Source organism: Arsukibacterium tuosuense, assembly GCF_900215315.1.
In the GTDB taxonomy this organism is placed as follows: Bacteria; Pseudomonadota; Gammaproteobacteria; order Enterobacterales; family Alteromonadaceae; genus Alishewanella; species Alishewanella tuosuense.
In genome coordinates this window covers 115,301-134,773 of the sequence record NZ_OBEB01000005.1, presented here as the reverse complement: position 1 = coordinate 134,773, position 19,473 = coordinate 115,301, and the positions used below count along the sequence as shown (strand labels likewise).

Annotated in this window: 20 protein-coding genes; 8 read left to right on the top strand and 12 right to left on the bottom strand. The window is 50.3% G+C overall.

Features of this window, described 5'->3' with window-relative positions; translation table 11 throughout:
* Window positions 1–73 precede the first annotated feature (73 nt).
* The 6 genes from nhaD to CRO03_RS11470 all read left to right on the top strand — a co-directional run bounded on the left by nhaD (window position 74) and on the right by CRO03_RS11470 (window position 4,880).
* On the top strand, window positions 74–1,495 hold the full coding sequence (gene nhaD / locus CRO03_RS11495; RefSeq protein ID WP_097111975.1) for a sodium:proton antiporter NhaD: 1,422 nt from the start codon (window positions 74–76) through the stop codon (window positions 1,493–1,495).
* Between the two features lie 177 nt (window positions 1,496–1,672).
* Window positions 1,673–3,130: an NAD-dependent succinate-semialdehyde dehydrogenase gene (locus CRO03_RS11490; protein WP_097111778.1), complete on the top strand. Its 1,458-nt coding sequence runs from the start codon at window positions 1,673–1,675 to the stop codon at window positions 3,128–3,130.
* Window positions 3,131–3,224: 94 nt separating this feature from the next.
* Complete coding sequence (gene pnuC / locus CRO03_RS11485) at window positions 3,225–3,833, top strand: nicotinamide riboside transporter PnuC (RefSeq protein WP_097111777.1); 609 nt, start codon at window positions 3,225–3,227, stop codon at window positions 3,831–3,833.
* The gene (locus CRO03_RS11480) at window positions 3,830–4,231 is read left to right on the top strand and encodes a DCC1-like thiol-disulfide oxidoreductase family protein (RefSeq protein ID WP_097111776.1); all 402 of its coding nucleotides are present in this window, start codon (window positions 3,830–3,832) and stop codon (window positions 4,229–4,231) included. The genes pnuC and CRO03_RS11480 overlap by 4 nt, the downstream gene beginning before the upstream one ends.
* Before the next feature lie 86 nt (window positions 4,232–4,317).
* On the top strand, window positions 4,318–4,563 hold the full coding sequence (locus CRO03_RS11475; protein WP_097111775.1) for a type II toxin-antitoxin system CcdA family antitoxin: 246 nt from the start codon (window positions 4,318–4,320) through the stop codon (window positions 4,561–4,563).
* Window positions 4,563–4,880, top strand: coding sequence for a CcdB family protein (locus CRO03_RS11470; RefSeq protein WP_097111774.1), 318 nt, complete (start codon window positions 4,563–4,565; stop codon window positions 4,878–4,880). Before CRO03_RS11475 ends, CRO03_RS11470 begins: the two co-directional genes overlap by 1 nt.
* 117 nt (window positions 4,881–4,997) lie before the next feature.
* Here the strand turns inward: CRO03_RS11470 and CRO03_RS18430 are convergent, their stop codons facing one another.
* The 9 genes from CRO03_RS18430 to CRO03_RS11425 all read right to left on the bottom strand — a co-directional run bounded on the left by CRO03_RS18430 (window position 4,998) and on the right by CRO03_RS11425 (window position 10,281).
* The gene (locus CRO03_RS18430; protein ID WP_170949001.1) at window positions 4,998–5,156 is read right to left on the bottom strand and encodes a hypothetical protein; all 159 of its coding nucleotides are present in this window, start codon (window positions 5,154–5,156) and stop codon (window positions 4,998–5,000) included.
* Window positions 5,157–5,265: 109 nt separating this feature from the next.
* Window positions 5,266–5,667 (bottom strand): hypothetical protein, encoded by a 402-nt coding sequence (locus tag CRO03_RS11460; protein WP_097111772.1) that lies wholly within the window; start codon window positions 5,665–5,667, stop codon window positions 5,266–5,268.
* Window positions 5,668–5,694: 27 nt separating this feature from the next.
* Window positions 5,695–6,402, bottom strand: a complete 708-nt coding sequence (locus CRO03_RS11455; protein WP_097111771.1) for a DUF3379 family protein — start codon at window positions 6,400–6,402, stop codon at window positions 5,695–5,697.
* A complete protein-coding gene (locus CRO03_RS11450) occupies window positions 6,402–7,034 on the bottom strand; it encodes a sigma-70 family RNA polymerase sigma factor (RefSeq protein WP_212682408.1) in 633 nt (210 codons plus the stop codon). Before CRO03_RS11450 ends, CRO03_RS11455 begins: the two co-directional genes overlap by 1 nt.
* A gap of 48 nt (window positions 7,035–7,082) precedes the next feature.
* Window positions 7,083–7,715 carry an HvfX family Cu-binding RiPP maturation protein gene (locus CRO03_RS11445; RefSeq protein WP_097111770.1) on the bottom strand — a complete coding sequence of 211 codons (633 nt, stop codon included), beginning with the start codon at window positions 7,713–7,715 and terminating at the stop codon, window positions 7,083–7,085.
* Window positions 7,716–7,855: 140 nt separating this feature from the next.
* Window positions 7,856–8,635, bottom strand: a complete 780-nt coding sequence (locus CRO03_RS11440; protein ID WP_097111769.1) for an HvfC family RiPP maturation protein — start codon at window positions 8,633–8,635, stop codon at window positions 7,856–7,858.
* Complete coding sequence (locus tag CRO03_RS11435; protein WP_097111768.1) at window positions 8,632–9,486, bottom strand: HvfB family MNIO-type RiPP peptide maturase; 855 nt, start codon at window positions 9,484–9,486, stop codon at window positions 8,632–8,634. The genes CRO03_RS11440 and CRO03_RS11435 overlap by 4 nt, the downstream gene beginning before the upstream one ends.
* A 3-nt stretch (window positions 9,487–9,489) precedes the next feature.
* The gene (locus tag CRO03_RS11430; protein WP_097111767.1) at window positions 9,490–9,927 is read right to left on the bottom strand and encodes an HvfA family oxazolone/thioamide-modified RiPP metallophore; all 438 of its coding nucleotides are present in this window, start codon (window positions 9,925–9,927) and stop codon (window positions 9,490–9,492) included.
* Window positions 9,928–10,005: 78 nt separating this feature from the next.
* Window positions 10,006–10,281: a hypothetical protein gene (locus CRO03_RS11425; protein WP_097111766.1), complete on the bottom strand. Its 276-nt coding sequence runs from the start codon at window positions 10,279–10,281 to the stop codon at window positions 10,006–10,008.
* A 182-nt stretch (window positions 10,282–10,463) separates the two neighbouring features.
* Here CRO03_RS11425 and CRO03_RS11415 point away from each other — a divergent pair, with 182 nt between their 5' ends.
* Entirely contained in the window at window positions 10,464–12,854 is a 2,391-nt protein-coding gene (locus CRO03_RS11415) for a Lon protease family protein (protein WP_097111764.1), read from the top strand.
* Complete coding sequence (locus CRO03_RS11410) at window positions 12,847–14,760, top strand: TIGR00341 family protein (RefSeq protein ID WP_097111763.1); 1,914 nt, start codon at window positions 12,847–12,849, stop codon at window positions 14,758–14,760. Before CRO03_RS11415 ends, CRO03_RS11410 begins: the two co-directional genes overlap by 8 nt.
* Window positions 14,761–14,767: 7 nt before the next feature.
* Here the strand turns inward: CRO03_RS11410 and CRO03_RS11405 are convergent, their stop codons facing one another.
* The 3 genes from CRO03_RS11405 to lnt all read right to left on the bottom strand — a co-directional run bounded on the left by CRO03_RS11405 (window position 14,768) and on the right by lnt (window position 19,454).
* Window positions 14,768–16,384, bottom strand: a complete 1,617-nt coding sequence (locus CRO03_RS11405) for a GGDEF domain-containing protein (protein WP_097111762.1) — start codon at window positions 16,382–16,384, stop codon at window positions 14,768–14,770.
* Window positions 16,381–17,871: a bifunctional metallophosphatase/5'-nucleotidase gene (locus CRO03_RS11400; protein WP_097111761.1), complete on the bottom strand. Its 1,491-nt coding sequence runs from the start codon at window positions 17,869–17,871 to the stop codon at window positions 16,381–16,383. The genes CRO03_RS11405 and CRO03_RS11400 overlap by 4 nt, the downstream gene beginning before the upstream one ends.
* 77 nt (window positions 17,872–17,948) lie before the next feature.
* Window positions 17,949–19,454: an apolipoprotein N-acyltransferase gene (lnt, locus tag CRO03_RS11395; protein WP_245861646.1), complete on the bottom strand. Its 1,506-nt coding sequence runs from the start codon at window positions 19,452–19,454 to the stop codon at window positions 17,949–17,951.
* Between the last annotated feature and the right edge of the window lie 19 nt (window positions 19,455–19,473).

The window sequence follows — 19,473 nt, the reverse complement described above, 5'->3', positions numbered from 1 at the left end:
CGTGCGGTGCCTGCCGGACTAATTTCATTAAGAAACTGAGGATAACAGTGTGAGACAGTGGCTGCTGTGGCTAATGGTATGTGTAGTGTTTTCTCCGGCGGCGCATGCCGCTTCGGGCATTCTGAACTTGACGATGTCTCCGGTTGGCATAATCTCGTTGGTGCTTTTTTGTTTTGCCTATTTACTGGTAATGGCAGAGGAGAAAATTCATCTGCGAAAGTCCAAACCGGTTTTGGTTGCAGCGGGTCTTATCTGGGCGTTGGTCGCCTGGCGTTATATGCAGGATGGTATTCCAGGCGTAACAGCAGATGCGTTCAGGCATACGTTGCTCGAGTTTGCCGAGTTAATGCTTTTTCTGCTGGTAGCGATGACTTACATTAACGCGCTGGAAGAGCGGCGATTATTTGATGCGTTGCGGGCCTGGATGATTCGCAAAGGATTTAGCTACCGTAGCTTATTCTGGATAAGTGGTGTACTGGCGTTTTTCATTTCATCCTTTGCCAACAATATGACGACAGCCATGCTGATGTGTGCTGTGGTGATGAAAGTTGCAGAAGGCGACAAGCGTTTTATAAATCTAACCTGTGTCAATATTGTTATTGCCGCCAATGCAGGTGGTGCTTTTATTCCATTTGGTGACATTACTACTTTGATGGTATGGCAAGCAGGGATCATTAATTTCAATGAGTTTTTTACTCTGTTTTTGCCAGCGGTAGTTAACTACCTGGTGCCGGCAATAATAATGAGCTTTTTTGTAGAGCGACGTTACCCCGCCGCGCTACAGGAAGATGTTGAACTTAAGCGCGGTGCACTGCGGATTTTAACTTTGTTTTTAGCGACGATTGCTCTTGCCGTGCTATACCACTCGTGGCTGGATTTGCCACCCGTGCTGGGTATGATGACGGGGCTCGGTTTGCTACAATTTTTTGGCTTTTTCCTGCGTAAAACATTACCTGGCTCATTAGCACGCAAGCGTGCTATGGCTGAGCGAGAGGGCGATATAGAGCGCGTGCGCTCGTTGGGGCAAGTTGTGCCATTTGATGTATTTAACCGTATTGCCCGGGCGGAATGGGATACTCTGCTGTTTTTCTACGGTGTGGTGATGTGTGTTGGTGGTTTGGGCTATATCGGTTATCTGGAATTACTCTCAACCACTTTATATGCCAATGGCGACCCAACCGTTGCCAACGTAGTATTAGGTCTTATGTCATCAGTTGTGGACAATATTCCGGTAATGTTTGCGGTCTTAACCATGCATCCCGATATGTCGCACGGACAATGGTTACTTATTACCTTAACTGCCGGAGTGGGAGGCAGTTTGTTGTCGATAGGATCAGCTGCTGGGGTGGCACTAATGGGACAGGCCCGGGGCTATTACACCTTCGTCGGTCACTTGAAATGGGCACCGGTCATTCTGTTGGGCTACTTTGCCAGCGTGGCAATGCACCTATGGTTGAATGCAGCGAGTTTTAGTGATGTAAGCCCGGTACTCTAGTAATGTTGTTTTAAAGTAATGTTGTCTTAAAGGAGTGTTGTCTTAATTGGTACAATCCTGACTCTGAGCTGGCTTATGCAGCTGCGAATCATTTCACAGCTGCTAAGCTTAGCGGCATACCATTTCACGCCGGTTAGTCATTACTTTAGCTGGCGGCGATTCGATTAAGGAGGTGTTATGACCAAACTAACCGATCAGGGGTTATTAAAAGACTCATCATACTGGCAGGGCCAATGGCACAAAGCGGACAATTATTTTGAGGTAACCAATCCGGCCAATGGCAAGCTTGTTGCTAAGGTAGCCGATGCCAGCGCGGCCGATGCAGAAAAGGCGGTAGCTGCCGCGCATGCCGCTTTTGCTGACTGGGCGACCCGGCCTGCGGCAGAGCGCTCGAAACTGTTAATGCGCTGGCAGCAATTGCTGCTGGAACACCAGGATGATTTAGGCCTGCTGCTTACCCTGGAGCAGGGCAAGCCTTTAGCTGAAGCCAAAGGGGAAATTGGCTATGGCGCGTCTTACCTGGAATGGTTTGCTGAGGAAGCAAAGCGGGTATATGGCGATACTATTCCAGCGAAGACAAGCGATCAGCGGATTATTGTGCTAAAACAACCCGTCGGGGTCGTGGCAGCGATAACACCGTGGAATTTCCCCAATGCGATGATAGCCCGTAAGGCGGCAGCGGCCCTGGCAGCAGGTTGTACTTTTGTGGTTAAACCGGCCCAGCTAACGCCGTTATCGGCGCTGGCAATGGCTGAACTGGCCGAACGCGCCGGCATTCCGGCCGGGGTTTTTAATGTGATTACCAGTACCGATGCTAAAGCTATTGGTGATGTGCTGACCCGGGATAAGCGGGTGGCCAAGTTCAGCTTTACCGGTTCAACCAGTATTGGTAAACAGCTGGCGAAACAGTGTGCCGGCACGGTAAAAAGAGTGTCGCTGGAACTGGGCGGCAATGCCCCTTTTATTGTGTTTGAAGATGCTGATCTGGATGCGGCAGTTGAGGGCCTGATGGCCTCAAAATTTCGCAACGCCGGCCAAACCTGTGTTTGTACTAACCGGATTTTGGTGCAGCAAAGTATCGTAGAACCTTTTACCGAAAAACTGCAGCAGGCTATCGGTAAGCTGCAGCTTGGTAACGGTACTGATGATAACGTTGATATTGGTCCGCTGATAAGTAGCGACGCTTGTGACAAAGTTGATAAACTGCTTAATGCAGCAGTTGCTCAGGGCGCGACGTTACAGTGTGGCGGCAAACGCCAGGCGACTGACAGCCTGTTTTACTTACCTACGCTGCTAACCGGCGTCAACAATGATATGGCGGTGGCTCAGGATGAAATATTTGGCCCGGTAGCTGCGGTGCAAAGCTTCGATGATGAGGCCGAGGCCATTGCGCTGGCCAACGCGACCGAGTCCGGCCTGGCAGCCTATTTTTACAGCCGGGATATCGGCCGGATCTGGCGGGTTGCCGAGGCTTTGCAGTACGGTATGGTAGGCGTAAATGAGGGCATGGTTTCTAACCCGACCGCCCCGTTTGGCGGGGTTAAGCAGTCTGGTTATGGCCGGGAAGGCTCAAAATATGGCCTGGCCGATTATCTGGATCTTAAATACTTATGTCTGGGTGGCTTAGATAAGTAATCGATAAGCCAACTCAGGCTTCAATATTTATCAGGCTGCGGTATTAGTTTGGGGTACGGCGCTAATAAAGCAGGGGGATAAAGCTGGAAATAAAATGGCAATAACGGAGTTAGTCGCGCCGCTGTTAACATTAACTGCGCTGGAATACGCCGCTAATGGCTTTTACTTGCTGGCGGTGTTTCTGGCGGCCCGCAACAGTATTCACACCTGGTGGCTGGGTATTATTGGCTGCAGTTTATTTGCAGTGCTGTTTTTTCAGGTGCAGTTGTACGCTGAAAGTATGCTAATGCTGTTTTTTATTGCCACCAATTTTATTGGCTGGTATCAGTGGGGCCGGCAAAGTGGCATTAAGCAGGTAAGTAGCAGCCGCATTAGCCGCTTGTTGCTTTATACCGGTGTTGCCCTGCTGGTAACAGCGGCCCATGGCTTTTTGCTGCACAACCTGACTAACGCCTATGCGCCTTATGTCGACTCATCAATTCTAATGTTCAGCCTGATTGCCCAGTTTTTACTGATGAACCGCAAACTGGAAACCTGGTGGTTCTGGTTGCTGGTCAATACCATCGCCATCCCGCTGTATATTTCCCGCGAGTTATATGTCACTGCTATTGTCTATTGCGGCTTCTGGTTTAATGCCTGGTATGGCTTATATCTGTGGCGCAAGCTTAGCAGCCAGGCCGATGAGTTGGTTATCAGCCGATGAACAGTGAGCCAGCCAGCAATGATGACATTATGCTGATTTACGATGGTGACTGCCCGCTGTGCCGTAACTTTAGCCAGGCGGTACGTATTCGCCAGAGCCTGGGGAAATTACAATTACTGAACGCCAGAGACCGGCCGGATATCCGGCGGGAACTGCAACAACGTGAGTTAGATATAGACCAGGGCATTGTATTAAAACTGGGCGACAGCTGGTATCACGGTGCGGCGGCTATGCAGATGCTGGCAATAATCAGCAGCCGCAGCGGGCTGTTTAATCGTCTTAACTACTGGTTATTTAAATCGCCCGCGCGGGCCAGGTTGTTATATCCGCCGATGAGGGCAGTCCGCAATACTTTGCTAAAGCTGCTGGGCATAGCCAAAATTAATCAGGGTGCTTAGCCGTCCGGTTACTTGACTTGTTAAATGCGCCCAACTACCATGATGCGTATTAACAATGCGCATAGGCTATGATTGGAGCAAATGTGATGCAACCTTTATCTGGCAACGCTGCCTCTAAAAAAGCCGCAAACCTCTCCATAAACAGAGATTTATTGGCAGAGGCTCGCAGTCTGAACATAAACCTCTCAGCAACTCTTGAATGGGCGCTGACTGAGAAAATCCGCCAGGAGAAACGCAATCAGTGGCGGAAAGATAACCGTGAAGCTATTGATAACTGTAATACACTTGCTGAAGAAAACGGTCTTTTCTCTGATAAACATCGGGTACTCTGATGGAGCAGTTTGACCTTTACGTAAATACAGATCAAGATACCAATCAGACTTATCCCTACTTTGTTGATATTCAAAACGGCCTTCTCGATACCCTTAACAGCAGAGTAGTAATTCCACTAACTCCCGTTCGGAAATCTGACCAAACCTACCCTAAGCACCTTTGTCCTGTCATTGAATTCAAAAACAAAAAGTTTGTTCTTCTTACTCATCAATTAACCAGCGTCTCCGTCAGCTTTTTGAAAGAGAAGGAAGCTTCACTTACTGACAGTCGAGATGACATTGTCGCTGCGATAGACTTTCTGGTTACCGGCATTTAACGCAATTAATGCCAGCTAGGTAACCGCGACAGTGGGTTTGGCTGCCTGGCGGGCGTAACTCTTTAAGCTACTTGGGTCGCGGAATCTTGAAATATCACAATGATCAGGCTGTATTACTTATTTAACCGCTGCTGCACATTTTTTGGTCAATTCTTCCAGCTCGTTAAACACCAGCGTATCTTCTGCTGTGAAGTTAAAGCATGACTTGCCGTGCATTTTTTTGCGTAAGCTGTCACTGATATCACTTAGCAGAGCTGGATCCTCATACACAGGCATCAGGTGATAGCTGACGTATGATTTTTTTACCTGCACGGCACCAAAGAACTTAGGCTTGGCCTTGGGTGTTGTAGTATCCTTGTTAACCTGGCCAGCGGCGTTGATATTGTTACAACCAAAGCCGCAGCACACTTGCCGCTATTAATGCCAGGTAAGTAACTGCAACGGTGGGCTTGGCAGCCTGCTTTACATACCCCAGCAGCAGTTGCAGTGGACTCTGGCGCTGATATTGCCATTGGCTATGCCACTGACAGCCGATGTCCTGCGCCTGTAAAATGGCTTGCTCCAGCTGCAGCAGGCGGTCGGCGGCGCGTTGCTGCCAGGTTTTAAGGATGGCTTCGTGCAACCAGAATAAACCGATAATACCTAACTGCAGTTCCAGCGCAGCAGCGTTTTCTAACAGCCAAAGCCATACCAGAATGGTAATAACTTTCAGCCACAGTGCCTGCTGCTCTTGTTTATCGTAACTTTGCTGAACTAACAGCCATTCGGCCTGATTTTTGTCGGTCATTGGGCATCCCTGCTGCTTGGCGATAGCTTATATAAACTTAAGTTGTTGCTTTAGTTTAGCGGGTAATTGCTGAAGATCAGCATCATTTTCACTTACTACCACCAGATCGGCATTTTTTAATGCCAGGCTGCGGCCTCGATAGGTGTTATCTGAGAAATGATGCTCAAATTTCAGCTTATTGCTGTCTGGTACCACAAACACCGTGGCCAGGCCGTGTTCAGTTTGCATGACCAGGTGCAAGGAGCGGGTGCCACGGAAATCGCAAAAGTTGGCGTACACTATGGCCTGTTGCCAATCCTCTAATTCAGCACCGAAACTGGCCAGTTTGGCATTAACCTGGCTCAGTGGTTGTGGCATCAGCATTTGATCCATATAAGGGGCTTCGTGATAGACATGGGCCAGGGCATGCTGGCCCAGGGTCATTTGCGGGTAACCGTAGTTAAACCAGTTCAGGGTAAGGCCGGCCACAAAAGCCACCGATGCTGCCAGGGCAATCGCTGCGCCGAAACGCTTTTTCTGACTTTGCTGAGTCAGTTGCATTTGCTGGCGTAATAGTTTCAGCTGCAGCGAGTCTGGTACGTTAAATGTGAATGCCTGTTTGATCCTGGCCTGATCGAGCAATAACTGGCGTTGCAGTTGTTGCAGGGCAGGATCGGCGGCAACGGCAGTTGCCAGTTCAGCACTTCGGGCCTCGGGATCCGCCATCAGGGCTTGCTTTGCAGTTAAATCAGCCATCACCTTACCCCCTTTTGCTGCGTATTTTGTTGCGGTTTATGTTGCGTGACCAGGCGCTGCTTCAGTAATTGCCGGGCCCGGAATAAACGGGTGTTGACCGTATTGACATTTAAACTTAACAGCTGGCCAATTTCGTCACTGTTAAACCCGGCCAGTGCCTGTAGTAACAGCGGTTCGCCATACTCGGGTGGCAGTAACAGTAACTGCTGTTGCAGTAAGGCATTGTCGTACTGTTGCTCCAGAGCCGGGTTTATCTCATCGGTTAAGCTGTCTTGCTCCACATCGCTGTAATCGAGTTGCTTACGCTCAAACCGCCGGGCATTTTCCCGGCGTAAAATGGTAATAAGCCAGCTTTTCGCTGCGTTGTCATCCAGCAATGAATCGAGCGCTTTCCAGGCGCGTAAAAACGTATCCTGCACGATGTCCTCCGCAATGTGCTGATCCCGGCAGAGCCAGAAAGCATAACGGTATAAATCTGCATGGTATAACCGCACCAGCTGTTCATAGCGCTGGCTGTTGCTTTGCGCTTTGCGCTTAAATAAAGAGACCGGCAAACTGAACAGGCTATTTCGTGACTGCGACATGGCTGAAGGCTTTTGTTCAGTGGGAAGTATGGTAAGCCTAATAGACATAGGTTGAGCCTGTAAAGTATTCATTTTGCTTAAGTCTGCTGCTCATCGTCAGGCTGCCTGAGTCAGGTTGCGGCCAACATAGTGTTTGAGCCAGTAATCAACGCTGACAAAACGGCCACCGCCGCTAAACAGCAGACTGAGCAGCATAGCAAAGTATATTGCCGCAAATTCAATACCGTTGTTCAGGATCACCAGTTTGCCGCTGGACGTCAGCCAGTCGTAATTACCGTGTTGTTGCAGCAAACTGCGCGCGGCTTCAATTTTATCGCTGCTATCCATCACCCGCTCGTTCAATAACAGGGTGCCATCGGCCAGCCAGCTGCTGGTATCGGCTATCGCAGGCCAGCCATAGGGCAGGTGAACGGCAAAAATGGCAACCAGCATGGTGACAAGCAGGGGTATCGTTACTAGTCTGGTCAGTAGTCCGAGCAACAGCATAACGCCACCAACCAGTTCCGCGGCTATCGCCAGACTGGCTAGCAGCCAGGGCAAAGGTAAACCCAGTCCCCAGTCACTGTTGCCAAACCAGGCTACCGTATCGGCAAAGTGACTGAATTTATTCCAGCCAGCCTGAATAAGCACCGGCGCCAGAATAAGCCGCAACAACAGCGGCGCCAGGCCGCTGCATATGGCCAGCCGGCCGATAAAACGCTGATAATTTGCATAGAGCTGAGTAACCATAAAATAGCCTGTCAGGTTGTCAGAGATAACTATGATGTTTAACAAGACCGTCAGAATGACAAAGCTATTTCAGTTATTTTCCAACAAATTGGGAGTTAAGGTGGGAGTTGAGGTGAAAGGGTGGAAGGTTAGGTGAAAGCTCAGGCCGGATATCCACAAATAGCGCCTTTGGCCGTTAATTGCTGCACTAAGGGCAGGGCGCCCTGTTGCAGTTGTGGCAAGGTTAAACCGGGCAATTGCGCTGATATTGCCTGAATTAACTGGTTAAACGTCAGGCCGGGTTGCTCAGAGAGGGTGTTTAGCAGCAACAGGGTGGCCTGGTTCAGCTGGACAAACTTTACCTCGTGCTCAGAGTTACGATACAGCAGAAAAAACACCGGCTGGGCAGGTTCAGTGGGCTGAAAATCAACACAAATCTGCTGCACTGGATACTGATACGCACACAGCATAGCCAGTTCAGATAACTGCAAGCGGCTGGTACTGAGTGCTTCGCCGGTAAGCTCTGCCCAGCTAAGCGCCGGCAGTGGTGCTTTGCTTGTTAAGGTAGCGATATACAGCTCAGCCCACTCGTAATGCGCCAGTTCGGCTAAAAATGGCGGGTCGGCTGCTGTTGGCTGATAATCCTGTAAAAAGGTGACAAACTGCTCTGCTATCTGCAAAAAATAAGGGCTTTGGCAGGCGTAGCTGCTGAAAAACTGCCTGGCCAGCGCAGTCCAGTCGGGCTCGCTATACAGGGTTTTTAATACCGGAAAGGCGGTATCGAGAAAGCCTCTTACATTATTAAAAAACAGATCGCTGTATACCTTTAACCGGCGCTGCTCTATACCTGCCGGCGGCGCAGTATGTTCCGGGTTACGAATATACGCGGCGAACTGCTGTTGCAGTTGTCTGAAGTCAGCCTCGTCCTGTTTTATGTTCATAGCGCAACCTGTTGCCGGGCAATGGCTGCAAGCGCCTGATGTTGCAGTGTTCTGATGTAGGCCAGTTCACTTTGCAGGCTGCTAAGATCGGGAATATTAAAATCCCGCTCGTACAAGGTGGGTTTGACCCCATGCTGTTGGTAAGCCAGTTGCAGTAGTTGCCAGACCGGGTCGGGTATATCGGCACCATGAGTGTCTATCAGTAAGTCGGGGGCTTCTTGATAATGGCCAGCGACATGATAGTAGGCAACGCGCTCAGTGGGTAGTGCCTGTAAAAATGCCTTGGCATCATAACCATGGTTTACTGAGTTAACATAAATATTGTTAACGTCCAGCAATAGCTGGCAATCGGCCTGTTTCAGGACTTCGCAGATAAACTCCAGTTCGCTCATTTGCTGGCCGGGCGCCGCATAATACGACACGTTTTCCAGAATAAGGGGCTGTTCCAGAATATCCTGCACGGTCCGCACCCGCTCTGCCACGTAGTTTACTGCTTCTTCGGTAAACGGGATCGGCATTAAATCATATAAATGACCTCCGGCCGAACAATAGCTTAAATGCTCGCTGTACAGGCGGATGTTATGTTCTTTAAAAAATGTTTTTAACTGCTTAACAAAGCTGATATCCAGCGGATCCGGGCTGCCAATGGACAGCGATAAACCGTGGCAGGCAAAGGCATAGCGCTCGGTTAGTGCTTTAAACTGGCTGGCCAACTTGCCGCCATAGGGCAGCCAGTTTTCCGGCGCAACTTCAAAAAAGTCGATCGCCTGATTGCTGCTGGCCAGCACTTGTTGCAGCATTTCCCGGCGCAGGCCCAGGCCCGCGCCGGTTAACGGGGTTTGCGTTGTCACAGCTTAGGCTGCTCCACACTTACCTTCGCCACACTTCATTTCTTTTGCTTTATCTTCAGCTTTGGCTTTGGCATCGTCTTTCATTTTGGCGGCTTTATCGGCACCACACTTACCTTCACCGCATTTGCCTTCGCCACATTTCATTTCTTTGGCTTTATCTTCAGCTTTGGCTTTTGCTTTGTCGGCACCACACTTACCTTCACCGCATTTGCCTTCACCGCACTTCATTTCTTTTGCTTTGTCTTTGGCTTTATCTTTAGCTTTATCGGCACCGCATTTTCCTTCACCGCATTTACCTTCAGTGGCAGCCAGTTGATAGGCCATACTAAGTTCTGCAGCAGCAAAAGGGTTACTATCGGCATGAGCAGCGCCAGCGGCTACTGAGCCTAATGCCATAGCGCCAAGAGCAAAGGAGAGTTGGGTTTTGTTCAGTGTTTTCATCAGTTGTTACCTTTATGGTTGTCAGGGTCTGTAATAAGACCTGCTCAGCTGCAAAGGTATTTCAAAAAATTGCTTATTTCAATGTACCCGGTAAAAACGGCAGAAAAAGTCGATGACGCTGTCCGGGTCAAGCGTGCTGAACCGTACCTTACGATTTGCTACTATCGCTTCACCTAAGGCCCGCAATGTATGGTCAAGTGGCACACCCGCCGGACGCTGTGCGCCATGGTCGGCAAACAAAAAATTTAACGCTGTGGCGGCGTAAGATTTACCCGGTTCCAGTTGCACTAATTCGAGTTCCTGTAAACGAACACCAAGATTGCGAATTTTTTGCAGACAATTTTGTTCGTTCATGTTGACCTCGACGTAGATTGATTTCTGTTGCTAAGCTTGTATCGGCGCCAGTGGCAGGATCTTTAACCGGCTTATTGAAAAAATAAAATAGCCCGCACAGTGCTGCGGGTTTTTGGTAGTATGTCGGCACATGCGTTTGCGTAACTTTTGCTTTAATACTCTTGCTTTAATTAAGGGATAATATGACCCACAGCCGTTTACCCGCAGCACTGCAGCCTGCTGACCTTGGTCCGGTATTAGATAGCGCTCAAATTGAACAGGCGCTGGCCACCGCCGAGCTTATTCCCGGCTTTATCGGCCAGGACCGGGCGAAGTCGGCGTTGGCCTTTGCCATTGGTATGGATATGCCGGGTTACAACCTGTATGTAATGGGCGAGCCGGCACTGGGTCGGTTTACTCTGGTACAGGATATTCTGCAACATGCCGCAGCCGAGAAAGCCACGCCAAATGAGTGGTGCTACCTGAATAACTTTGACGATGAACGGGTGCCGAATACGTTGCGGCTGCTGCCGGGCGACGGCCGCATTCTGGTTAAAAAATTGGAAGCCTTAATAGATGAGTTACTGGATACTTTTCCGGCAGCGTTCGATAACCCGGGCTATCAGCGCAAGAAAAAAACCATTGCCCGTCAGTTTGACGACCGCTATGAGCAGGCGATAGAGCGGGTCGAGAAAACCGCGCTTGAAAAACAGGTTGTGCTGTATGAAGACAACGGTGCCGTCAGTTTTTCGCCAATCATTGATGGTAAACCGCTGGACGACAGCGAGTTCAGTAAAATGACTGACGAGCAGCGGCAATATTTCTATTCGCTGGTGTCAGAGTTGGAAACGGTGTTAAACGATGCGCTGCTTGAGTTGCCGCGCTGGAAACGTGAACTATCGGAAAACCTGCGAGCGCTGCGCAAAGAAACGATAGAGCAGGCCATTAAGCCGATGCTTAAAGAAATGGAGCATGATTACAGCACCGAGCTTGGTGTGCTGAAATACCTGAAAGAAATGCGGCCCCATCTGGTAAAAGCAGTGTTGGAGCTACTGCCGGATGAGTCTGATGGCGAAAAGCAGGAGGAGATCGACAGCCGGGAAATTTTTGTCGAAGAATTTGTGCCTAATGTGCTGGTCCATCATGAAACGATGTCGGGCGCGCCGATTATTTTTGAGCCCAATCCCAGTTATGGCAACTTGTTTGGCCGGGTAGAATATAACTCGTCCAGTGGCGCGCTTTATACCAATTACCGGATGATTCGCCCCGGTGCATTACATAAAGCTAACGGCGGCTACTTAATTCTGGATGCTGACCGCTTATTGTCGCAGGCATCAGTATGGGATGCGCTGAAACTGGCGCTGAAAAGTGGTGAGGTGGTCATTGATACCTTAAGCGAACATGCCGTTACTAACTCAACCATTATTACCCCGCGGGCTATTCCGCTTAATGTAAAAGTGGTGCTGCTGGGCTCACGCGACTTGTACTATCTGGTACAGGAAGTGGATGAAGAGTTTAATGAATTGTTCCGGGTGCTGGCCGATTTTGAACATTATCTGCCCTATAACGAGCAAACCCTGAGTTTTATGTCGCGCCAGATCCAGTTGCAAATGCAGCAGCTGAATATTAACCAGCTGACAAAGTGCGGCCTGCGTCAATTATTACAGTTCAGCTTTCGCCAGGCGGAGCATCAGCGCAAATTATCGGCCCGCTTTGCCGATGTGCTGGAGCTGGTGCGCGAAGCCTGCTACTACGCAGCGCAAGGCGACAGCGATATTCTGAATGAGCTGCACGTGCAGCAGGCATTGCAGGGCAAGCAGCACCGTACCGGGCGGATCAGTGAAGGCTTTCTGGAGGATATCCAGGAAGGTCAGATTTTAATAGATACCGAAGGCCTGGCCGTGGGTAAAATTAATGGCCTGACGGTACTGGAAATTGGCGATACCGCTTTTGGTACGCCAGCCCGGGTCAGTGCTACGGTATTTGCCGGCTCGAGCGGGGTTATTGATATTGAACGCGAAGTGGAGCTGGGCAAAGCTATTCACTCCAAGGGCGTTTTGTTACTGACCGGTTATCTGGGGGCAAAATATGCCCGCCAGTTCCCGCTGACCTTAAGTGCCAATATTGCGATGGAACAATCTTACGGCCATATTGACGGCGACAGTGCCTCACTGGCCGAAGTGTGCGCGCTGATTTCTGCAATTACTGATATCCCCATCAAGCAAAGCCTGGCGGTCACCGGCTCAATCAACCAGCACGGTCAGGTGCAGGCTATTGGCGGTGTTAACGAGAAAATTGAAGGGTTCTTCCGGCTGTGTCAGTCACGGGGCCTGACCGGCGAGCAGGGGGTGATTATACCGGCCAGCAATCAGCTTAATCTGGTGCTACGGGATGAAGTAATTGCCGCAGTTGCGCAACAAAAGTTTCATATCTATGTGGTAAAAACCGTTGATGAAGCGCTTGGCTTGTTAACTACAGAAGAAGCCGGTGAGCGCAACCGGCGCGGTCAGTATCCGAAAAAGTCGGTGAATGGCCGGGCTATGCAACGTTTGGCAGAAATTGCCGAACTGGTTAACGGAAGTCTGGATGAATAGCAGTTCAGTTAGCAATGAACCCTTAGTATTACTGTACGCCGATTTAGACGCACAGCGGGTGCAGCAGCAGTTAATTCCGCTGCTGAACACCCGCCTGGGCGAGGCATTTGCGACGCTAACAGTGCAGGTATTTAATCCGGAGCAGCCGACAGGTTTCGCCCCCGGCAGCAGATTGGTGTGTTATTTAAGTGACGAGCACCTGCGTGAGCTGGTATTGCAAATTCAGAATCAGCCACTGACCCTGGCCTTACTGCCGCACCCTGAAATGAAACATGCCCGCTATGGCTTTGGCATCGCTGGTAAAATGGAAGAAGCGCTGACTGATGCCCTGAACAACGCTGCGGTAGAGGCAGATTTACTGCTGTGTAATGACGTGCCGGTGTTTAACTCGGTGGTAATAGGTGATGCCCTGACGTTAACGCCTGGTGAAGCCCTGGCTGAGCCACTGGCCCAGCGGGTTAAACGCTTTATCCGGCTGGTAAAAGGCATTGGCGATGTCACCTTTAATGCGTTTAAGATCACCACCCATAAAGAAAAAATAGTCGACACCGCCGCACTGGGTATCGTGGTAGTAGAGCATGGTCGTAGCTCCGTGCTGTCGCGCCGACTGGTGGCCGATTCCAGTGTTAATGATGGTATGTTACATGCTTTGGTGCTGGCACCGCGCAGCGTATTTGAAATGCTGCGGTTTTTATTCGCCTCATTGTTTTTACGCGATTACTGGAATAATAACAGTCCTTCTTTTGTCGGCCATATAAAAAGCCGTAGCCTCAGTATCAGCAGCCCAAAGCTGATTAGCTATACCCACGATGGGTTGATTGAAAAAAGTAATAGTCTGCAATTAAAAGTAGAACCGCAGGTTCTGCAGCTGGCGCCGGGCCGGCATCTGGCGCTGGAAGAAGCAGAAGCAGAAAGTAAAGAAGCAGTAAGAACCCGGGCGTTACCTGCCGGCAAAGCAAAAACCGAACTGGTTACCTATCCGCTGCCCTGGATCCATCACGCGGCTACCGACGAGTTTAAAGAGTTATTTATGGCGATGCGCGAAAGCGCTAAAGCCTCGCCGTCTTATTTAACCCTGATGGTGCTGGCGACCTTGCTGGCGGTGTTTGGTTTGTTTGCCAATTCCACGCCGGTAATTATTGGTGCGATGATTTTAGCGCCGTTAATGGGGCCAATTATTGCAATGGCCCTGGGAACTCTGCGCCAGGATGAGAGCTTAATGCTGGTCAGTAGCCGCAGTATTGCGGTCGGAACCGGCCTGGCAATGGGCTGTGCCATGGTGGCGACCTGGTTTATTCCGCTTACCACAGTTAACAGTGAAATCGCCGCCCGGATCAGCCCGACGTTACTCGACTTAGGGGTAGCGGTAATTTCTGGTATTGCCGGTGCTTACGCCCATGCCCGGGCAGAAGTAGCAAAAAGCCTGGCAGGGGTAGCAATTGCCGTGGCGTTGGTTCCGCCTTTAGCGGTCGCCGGAATAGGGCTGGGCTGGCTTGATTTAACGGTATTTTGGGGCGCTTTTTTACTGTTTTTAACTAACCTGGTGGGGATTGTTCTGGCCGCAGTTATCACTTTTATGATTCTGGGTTACAGTCCGTTCCACCGGGCTAAACGTGGCCTGGCCCTTACCGTTACCCTGGCCGCAATTTTATGTATTCCGTTAGCGATAGGCTTTGGTCATATGGTGGCAGAGCATAGGATAGTCCAGCAGCTTGATGGCATAGTACTGGATGAAGTAAAACTGCGTGATGTCGCCGTGCGACCGGGCACGCCGCTCAGGATAAGCCTGACCCTGGTATCAGGCAGTGCAGTGGACAACGCCACCATGGACCGGGTTAAACAAAGAATAGAGCAAAAGCTGCAACAGCCGGTAGAACTGGAAATTGGCGTAAAGGTAATCCGCTAACAATTTTCTAAAGCATTACACAGCAGTTTCTGCCTTGACTTTTGGCTTGATAGAGCGCTTTGTCGGCCTGATTTAATAGTACCTTGTCGCTGATATCCTGGCCCGGTTGCAGGCAGGAAATGCCCAGACTAATGGTTATAAAGCCGGCGGTTGGGCTGGCATGGTGTGGTAGCATCAGCGCTAACACGTCCAGCCGTAATTGCTCTGCCATTATCATTGCCTGCTCTGGGCTGGTATTGGGCAGAACACAGGCAAACTCTTCGCCGCCGTAGCGTGCGACTAAATCTATCTGGCGTTGCAGTGTGTCAGCTAACGTATTGGCAATAGCTTTTAACGTATCATCACCGGCCAGGTGACCATAACTGTCGTTGTACGCTTTAAAGTGGTCAACATCCAGCAAAATGACCGCCAACGGCTGCTGCATCCGTTTTGCCATGGCGACGGCGCTGTGCAACTGGCTGTCGAAATGACGTCGGTTGGCAATACCGGTCAGGCCATCGGTTAATGACTGGCGCTCCAATGCTGTTTGCTGCGCCGCAACAGTATTGCTGTATTCAGTAAAAGAGCGGGCAATATCAGCAATTTCATCATTGCTGGCGAATAACCGGTCATCACCATCAAAACCACTGCCTGCCAGCACTTTTTCGTTCAATAACTTTAAGCGTTTAATGACCCGTTTCTGGGTGTAGAACATGATGGCAAGCAGTAACAGGATAGCGGCTAATGCCAGGGCAAAACTGAACTGGTTTTGCCGATCAAGTGCAGTTGAAGATTGCTGGCTCAGTTGCATCAAAGATGCTGCAGACTGATAGGCGTTCAGTTCGGTTTCACTGGCGTAATCAGTAACCAGACTGCGCAGAAAGTTTGCTTTGCCGGTCGCTTTGGCAATATTGCTGAGCTCGGCCTCACGCAGCGCAAGAATACCGTGTTCCGATAACAAGGCCGTCGTTAATTGCTCAGATAATGCTAAGGCGGCACGGCGCTCGGTTGCGCCTAACTGACTAAGCATCTGCTGATTCATTGTCAGTAAGTTATTCAGCTCTGTCCGGCTTTGGCGCAGGTTATACAGCCGGTCAATGCTGTACAAGGCAGTAACATCCCGTAATAACCCGGAGTAATGCAATAACCACGGCTGGCTGGTGATGGTGTCTGTTAATTGCTGGCTTTCTTGCTGCAGCTGGCTAAGCTTATCCAACCACTGGCGGTTATGTTGTTGCAAAACCAAGCGTTCAGCAATCAGCATATCCAGGCTGCGGGCTTCATCAGCAATCAGTTGCATTCGTTGTTGCTGATACTGATGTTGTACATATTGCTGATGATCCAGGCTGCTGATCTCGACAATGATCTGGCTTATTTGTTGAGAGGCTCTGGCTCTGGCTGCCTGACTGATGGCATCCCGCAACAGCTCAGACTGCAGGTTCAGTTCTTTGACTTTGTCATGAACCAGGCTGGCTTCCAACACGGCAGGAACCGCTTGTTCCGCCACGTTGCTGACAATTTGTTGTGCTTGTTGTAATCGATGATAAAACAGCAAGCTTAGTAAAATAAATAACAGTAAAATCAGCAATAATGACGCAAATAATAGTCGGGCGCTGGAGTAGTAGCGTTTGCTGAACAAACTCATGGTTGCTCCTGCTGACTGACGTCCTGCAACCGGCCATCTTTAACCAACGCAATGCTTTGCTGTTTTTTTATCGCTGCAGCAATAATATCGGCAATATTGCGATCACTCGGGTTAAAGAAGTTTAGTTTGCTGCGTTTGTTTAAAATTTCAAAACCATCGCCACCTTCAGCCAGATATTGCAAGGTGGCAACTTTATACATCTTATCGTCAACAACGGGGTCGCCATTTATCAGCAATTCCTTGACCCGGCCACCAGAGGGTGCAGTGCTGTCAAAGCGCAGAGTTACCCCAGAGCTGTGCAGAAAAAAGCCACGCTGGTTATCCAAACCGCTTAAACCATGCTCAAAAATACTGCGCAGGTCCTGGCCGCTGAGCTCCAGTAACACCGGAGTATTGCGAAAAGGCAGCTCTGCCAGAATATCACCGCGGGTCAGTATTGTATCTGCCGGGTAGTCTCTTACACCACGAATAGTGCCACTGTTGACAAAAGCCAGCTCGGCGCCAGTATAGTTTTTCAGCGTGTCGGCGACAAAGTTAGCGAATGCATTTTCCCGGTTACGTACTTCATCACGCCGGGTCGTAAAGGCAACCGTGCTGAGGCCAAGCGGCTCTTGCAGCAATAATTGCAGCCGCTGACTATGATCCTGAATTTGCCTGGCTACCTCTGGTCTGGCTGGCAAGGTTGCCAGATCGATAGCGTGGGTTCGCAGGTTATTCAGCTGGTGCGCTGTAACCAGTTCAGCATCAACCACCAGGGCCTGATTAAGTTTTTGCTGCAGAATGATATCGGGTTGATCGGGCAATAGTTGCTGGCCATCATAGTTGTTGCGAAATGCCAGCTGAATGGTGCCATCTGCCAGCAGCTCTGGTAGAAAATCCAGTTCGGTTGTATGCATCAATACCAGCAAGTTCGCGCCCTGGGCTTTCAGTTTGGCAGCCTGTACTAAAATAGCCTGCTTGGCAGGGGTGATCTTCAATCGCTCTAAGGCATACTGTTGAATAACATAGGGAGCGACCAGGGCAATGACGCCGAGTTTAATTTCGCCCTGCTGCACCAGAATGCTGTCTACCAGGCCGTCCAGGTTGCCTTCTGTCATCGGGTCATACAGGTTGCTCAGCACCAGGGGGAAAGCCGCCTCATAGGCCCGTTGCGATAACTCTTCAGAAAAATAGGCAAAATCGCGGTGCGATACAGCCATGGCATCGGGCTCTAAGGTATTCAGGATATCAATAATATGGGCGCCACGGTCAAAAAAGCCCAGCGGGCTTGGGCCAATACTACCGCCGCCAAACAGGAAGAAAACCGGGGTATCGTTGTTGCGGTGTTGCGCCAGTAAACTGGCAAGGTGAGCATAGTTTGCCTGTGGATGGTTGGCCTCTGCCATTTCGGCTGCATAAATAATGGTGAAGTCTGACTCAGCGCGACTGGATAGCAGCGGATTGCTTAACAGCAATGCGAATATCGCTAACCTGAGGAATACTACCATAATTTACATTTATGCCCGAAAACTAACCAGAAGTGACCAGTTTAGTGGATCTGACGTCAATGCGTAAAGCAAAGATTTCAGCGTCGCAGCCTGAAACCGGCCAGCGCCAGCAAGAACAGACAACAGACAGCCAGCGGCCAGTCGCCAAAACGGCTATACCAGGTGCGGCCGGAGCTCAGAGGAACAGTATCAAGCAGTACCGCTTCTGCAAATTGCGGTAACCGCTGGCGGATTGAGCCATCGGCATTAATAGTGGCGGTAATGCCATTATTTGTGGCACGTAACACCGGTTTACCAAACTCCTTGGCGCGCATCCTGGCAATTTGTAAATGTTGATGCGGCCCGATGCTGTCACCAAACCAGGCGTCATTGCTGACTGTCAGAATAAAGTCGGTATCGGCAGTAAAATTTGCCCGAATTTGGCGGGGAAAGGCAATTTCAAAACAAATGGCGCTTAACAGCTGATAGTCGTTGGCCAGCAAATTGGGCTGAACGTAACTGCCCCGGGTGAAAGAGCTCATCGGCAAATCAAAAATCGGCGCCAGGGCCCGCAACCAGTTTTCAAATGGCACAAATTCGCCAATAGGTAATAAATGATGTTTACTGAAACGATTAGCGTGGCCATAGAAATAATGGCCTGCGCTGGCCTGGGCGGTGTCTTTACCCAGCACAATCAGGTTGTTCCAGGCTTGTTCAGTTTTAAGGTTGTAATCAAGAATGCCAGTAATTAACGCAGCATCGTTGTAAAAAGCCGCTTTATTCAGGTTATCCAGAAAAGCTTCTGCCAGGGGTTCCAGTTGCGGAATCGCCGCTTCAGGCCAGATCACAATATCAGCACTGCTGAAATGCGGCCGGGTAAGGTCCAGATATTTCAGCATGGTTGGCCACTCCTGCTCCGGCTGCCAGCGCAGTTCCTGCTTGATATTGCCCTGAACCATCACCAGCCTGGCGTTGCGATCGCTGTATTGCCAGCCTTTGACCGTCTGCAGCAAAGGAGAACTTGCTATCACTAAGGCAGCTAACACGGCGGGGGCCACCCTTAACATGGTAGGGCCGGGCTGATACAGGCGGGCCAGCGCTGCCGCGCTGGCGGCCAGAATAAAGGTAATACCGGTTTCGCCGATAAGTGGCGCGTAGTCCGCTAAACCTGCTGCGCTCTGGCTGTATCCCAGCGATAACCAGGGAAAACCGGTCAGCAAAAAACTGCGCAGCCATTCTGCGCCAACCCAGCTGGCTGCGAATAGTAGCGGACTAACATAGCCAGCAAGTCGCCGTCTGTTGTCAAGCCGGTAGCTTAGCGCTGCAGCCAGTGCCGGGAATAATGCCAGATAAGCCACCAGCAACGCCATCAGACCAAGGCTGGCAATCAGCGGTAAGCCGCCAAACTGGTCAATGCTGACATGGACCCAGCTAATACCGACACCAAACCAACCCAGGCCATAACAAAAACCAGCCAGCGCCGCCTGGCGCCAATGACTGACATGGCCCAGCATCACGACTAGCAGCGCCAGGGTGAAAAATGGCAGCCACCAAAGGGTAAAGGGAGCAAAAGCCAGCGTGTTTAAGGCGCCGGCCCCGGTCAGCAGTAGCGCTGCAAAGGCC

Bases quoted from the DNA above. Each gene is read 5' to 3' on its own strand.
- CRO03_RS11425 (WP_097111766.1), bottom strand. From the start codon at position 10,281: ATGAACGAACAAAATTGTCTGCAAAAAATTCGCAATCTTGGTGTTCGT.
- CRO03_RS11460 (WP_097111772.1), bottom strand. From the start codon at position 5,667: ATGACCGACAAAAATCAGGCCGAATGGCTGTTAGTTCAGCAAAGTTAC.
- pnuC (WP_097111777.1), top strand. From the start codon at position 3,225: ATGGCAATAACGGAGTTAGTCGCGCCGCTGTTAACATTAACTGCGCTG.
- CRO03_RS11450 (WP_212682408.1), bottom strand. From the start codon at position 7,034: ATGTCTATTAGGCTTACCATACTTCCCACTGAACAAAAGCCTTCAGCC.
- CRO03_RS11470 (WP_097111774.1), top strand. From the start codon at position 4,563: ATGGAGCAGTTTGACCTTTACGTAAATACAGATCAAGATACCAATCAG.
- CRO03_RS11400 (WP_097111761.1), bottom strand. From the start codon at position 17,871: ATGGTAGTATTCCTCAGGTTAGCGATATTCGCATTGCTGTTAAGCAAT.
- CRO03_RS11445 (WP_097111770.1), bottom strand. From the start codon at position 7,715: ATGGTTACTCAGCTCTATGCAAATTATCAGCGTTTTATCGGCCGGCTG.
- nhaD (WP_097111975.1), top strand. From the start codon at position 74: ATGGTATGTGTAGTGTTTTCTCCGGCGGCGCATGCCGCTTCGGGCATT.
- CRO03_RS11440 (WP_097111769.1), bottom strand. From the start codon at position 8,635: ATGAACATAAAACAGGACGAGGCTGACTTCAGACAACTGCAACAGCAG.
- CRO03_RS11405 (WP_097111762.1), bottom strand. From the start codon at position 16,384: ATGAGTTTGTTCAGCAAACGCTACTACTCCAGCGCCCGACTATTATTT.
- CRO03_RS18430 (WP_170949001.1), bottom strand. From the start codon at position 5,156: ATGCCTGTGTATGAGGATCCAGCTCTGCTAAGTGATATCAGTGACAGC.
- CRO03_RS11415 (WP_097111764.1), top strand. From the start codon at position 10,464: ATGACCCACAGCCGTTTACCCGCAGCACTGCAGCCTGCTGACCTTGGT.
- CRO03_RS11430 (WP_097111767.1), bottom strand. From the start codon at position 9,927: ATGAAAACACTGAACAAAACCCAACTCTCCTTTGCTCTTGGCGCTATG.
- CRO03_RS11455 (WP_097111771.1), bottom strand. From the start codon at position 6,402: ATGGCTGATTTAACTGCAAAGCAAGCCCTGATGGCGGATCCCGAGGCC.
- CRO03_RS11490 (WP_097111778.1), top strand. From the start codon at position 1,673: ATGACCAAACTAACCGATCAGGGGTTATTAAAAGACTCATCATACTGG.
- CRO03_RS11475 (WP_097111775.1), top strand. From the start codon at position 4,318: ATGCAACCTTTATCTGGCAACGCTGCCTCTAAAAAAGCCGCAAACCTC.
- CRO03_RS11480 (WP_097111776.1), top strand. From the start codon at position 3,830: ATGAACAGTGAGCCAGCCAGCAATGATGACATTATGCTGATTTACGAT.
- CRO03_RS11410 (WP_097111763.1), top strand. From the start codon at position 12,847: ATGAATAGCAGTTCAGTTAGCAATGAACCCTTAGTATTACTGTACGCC.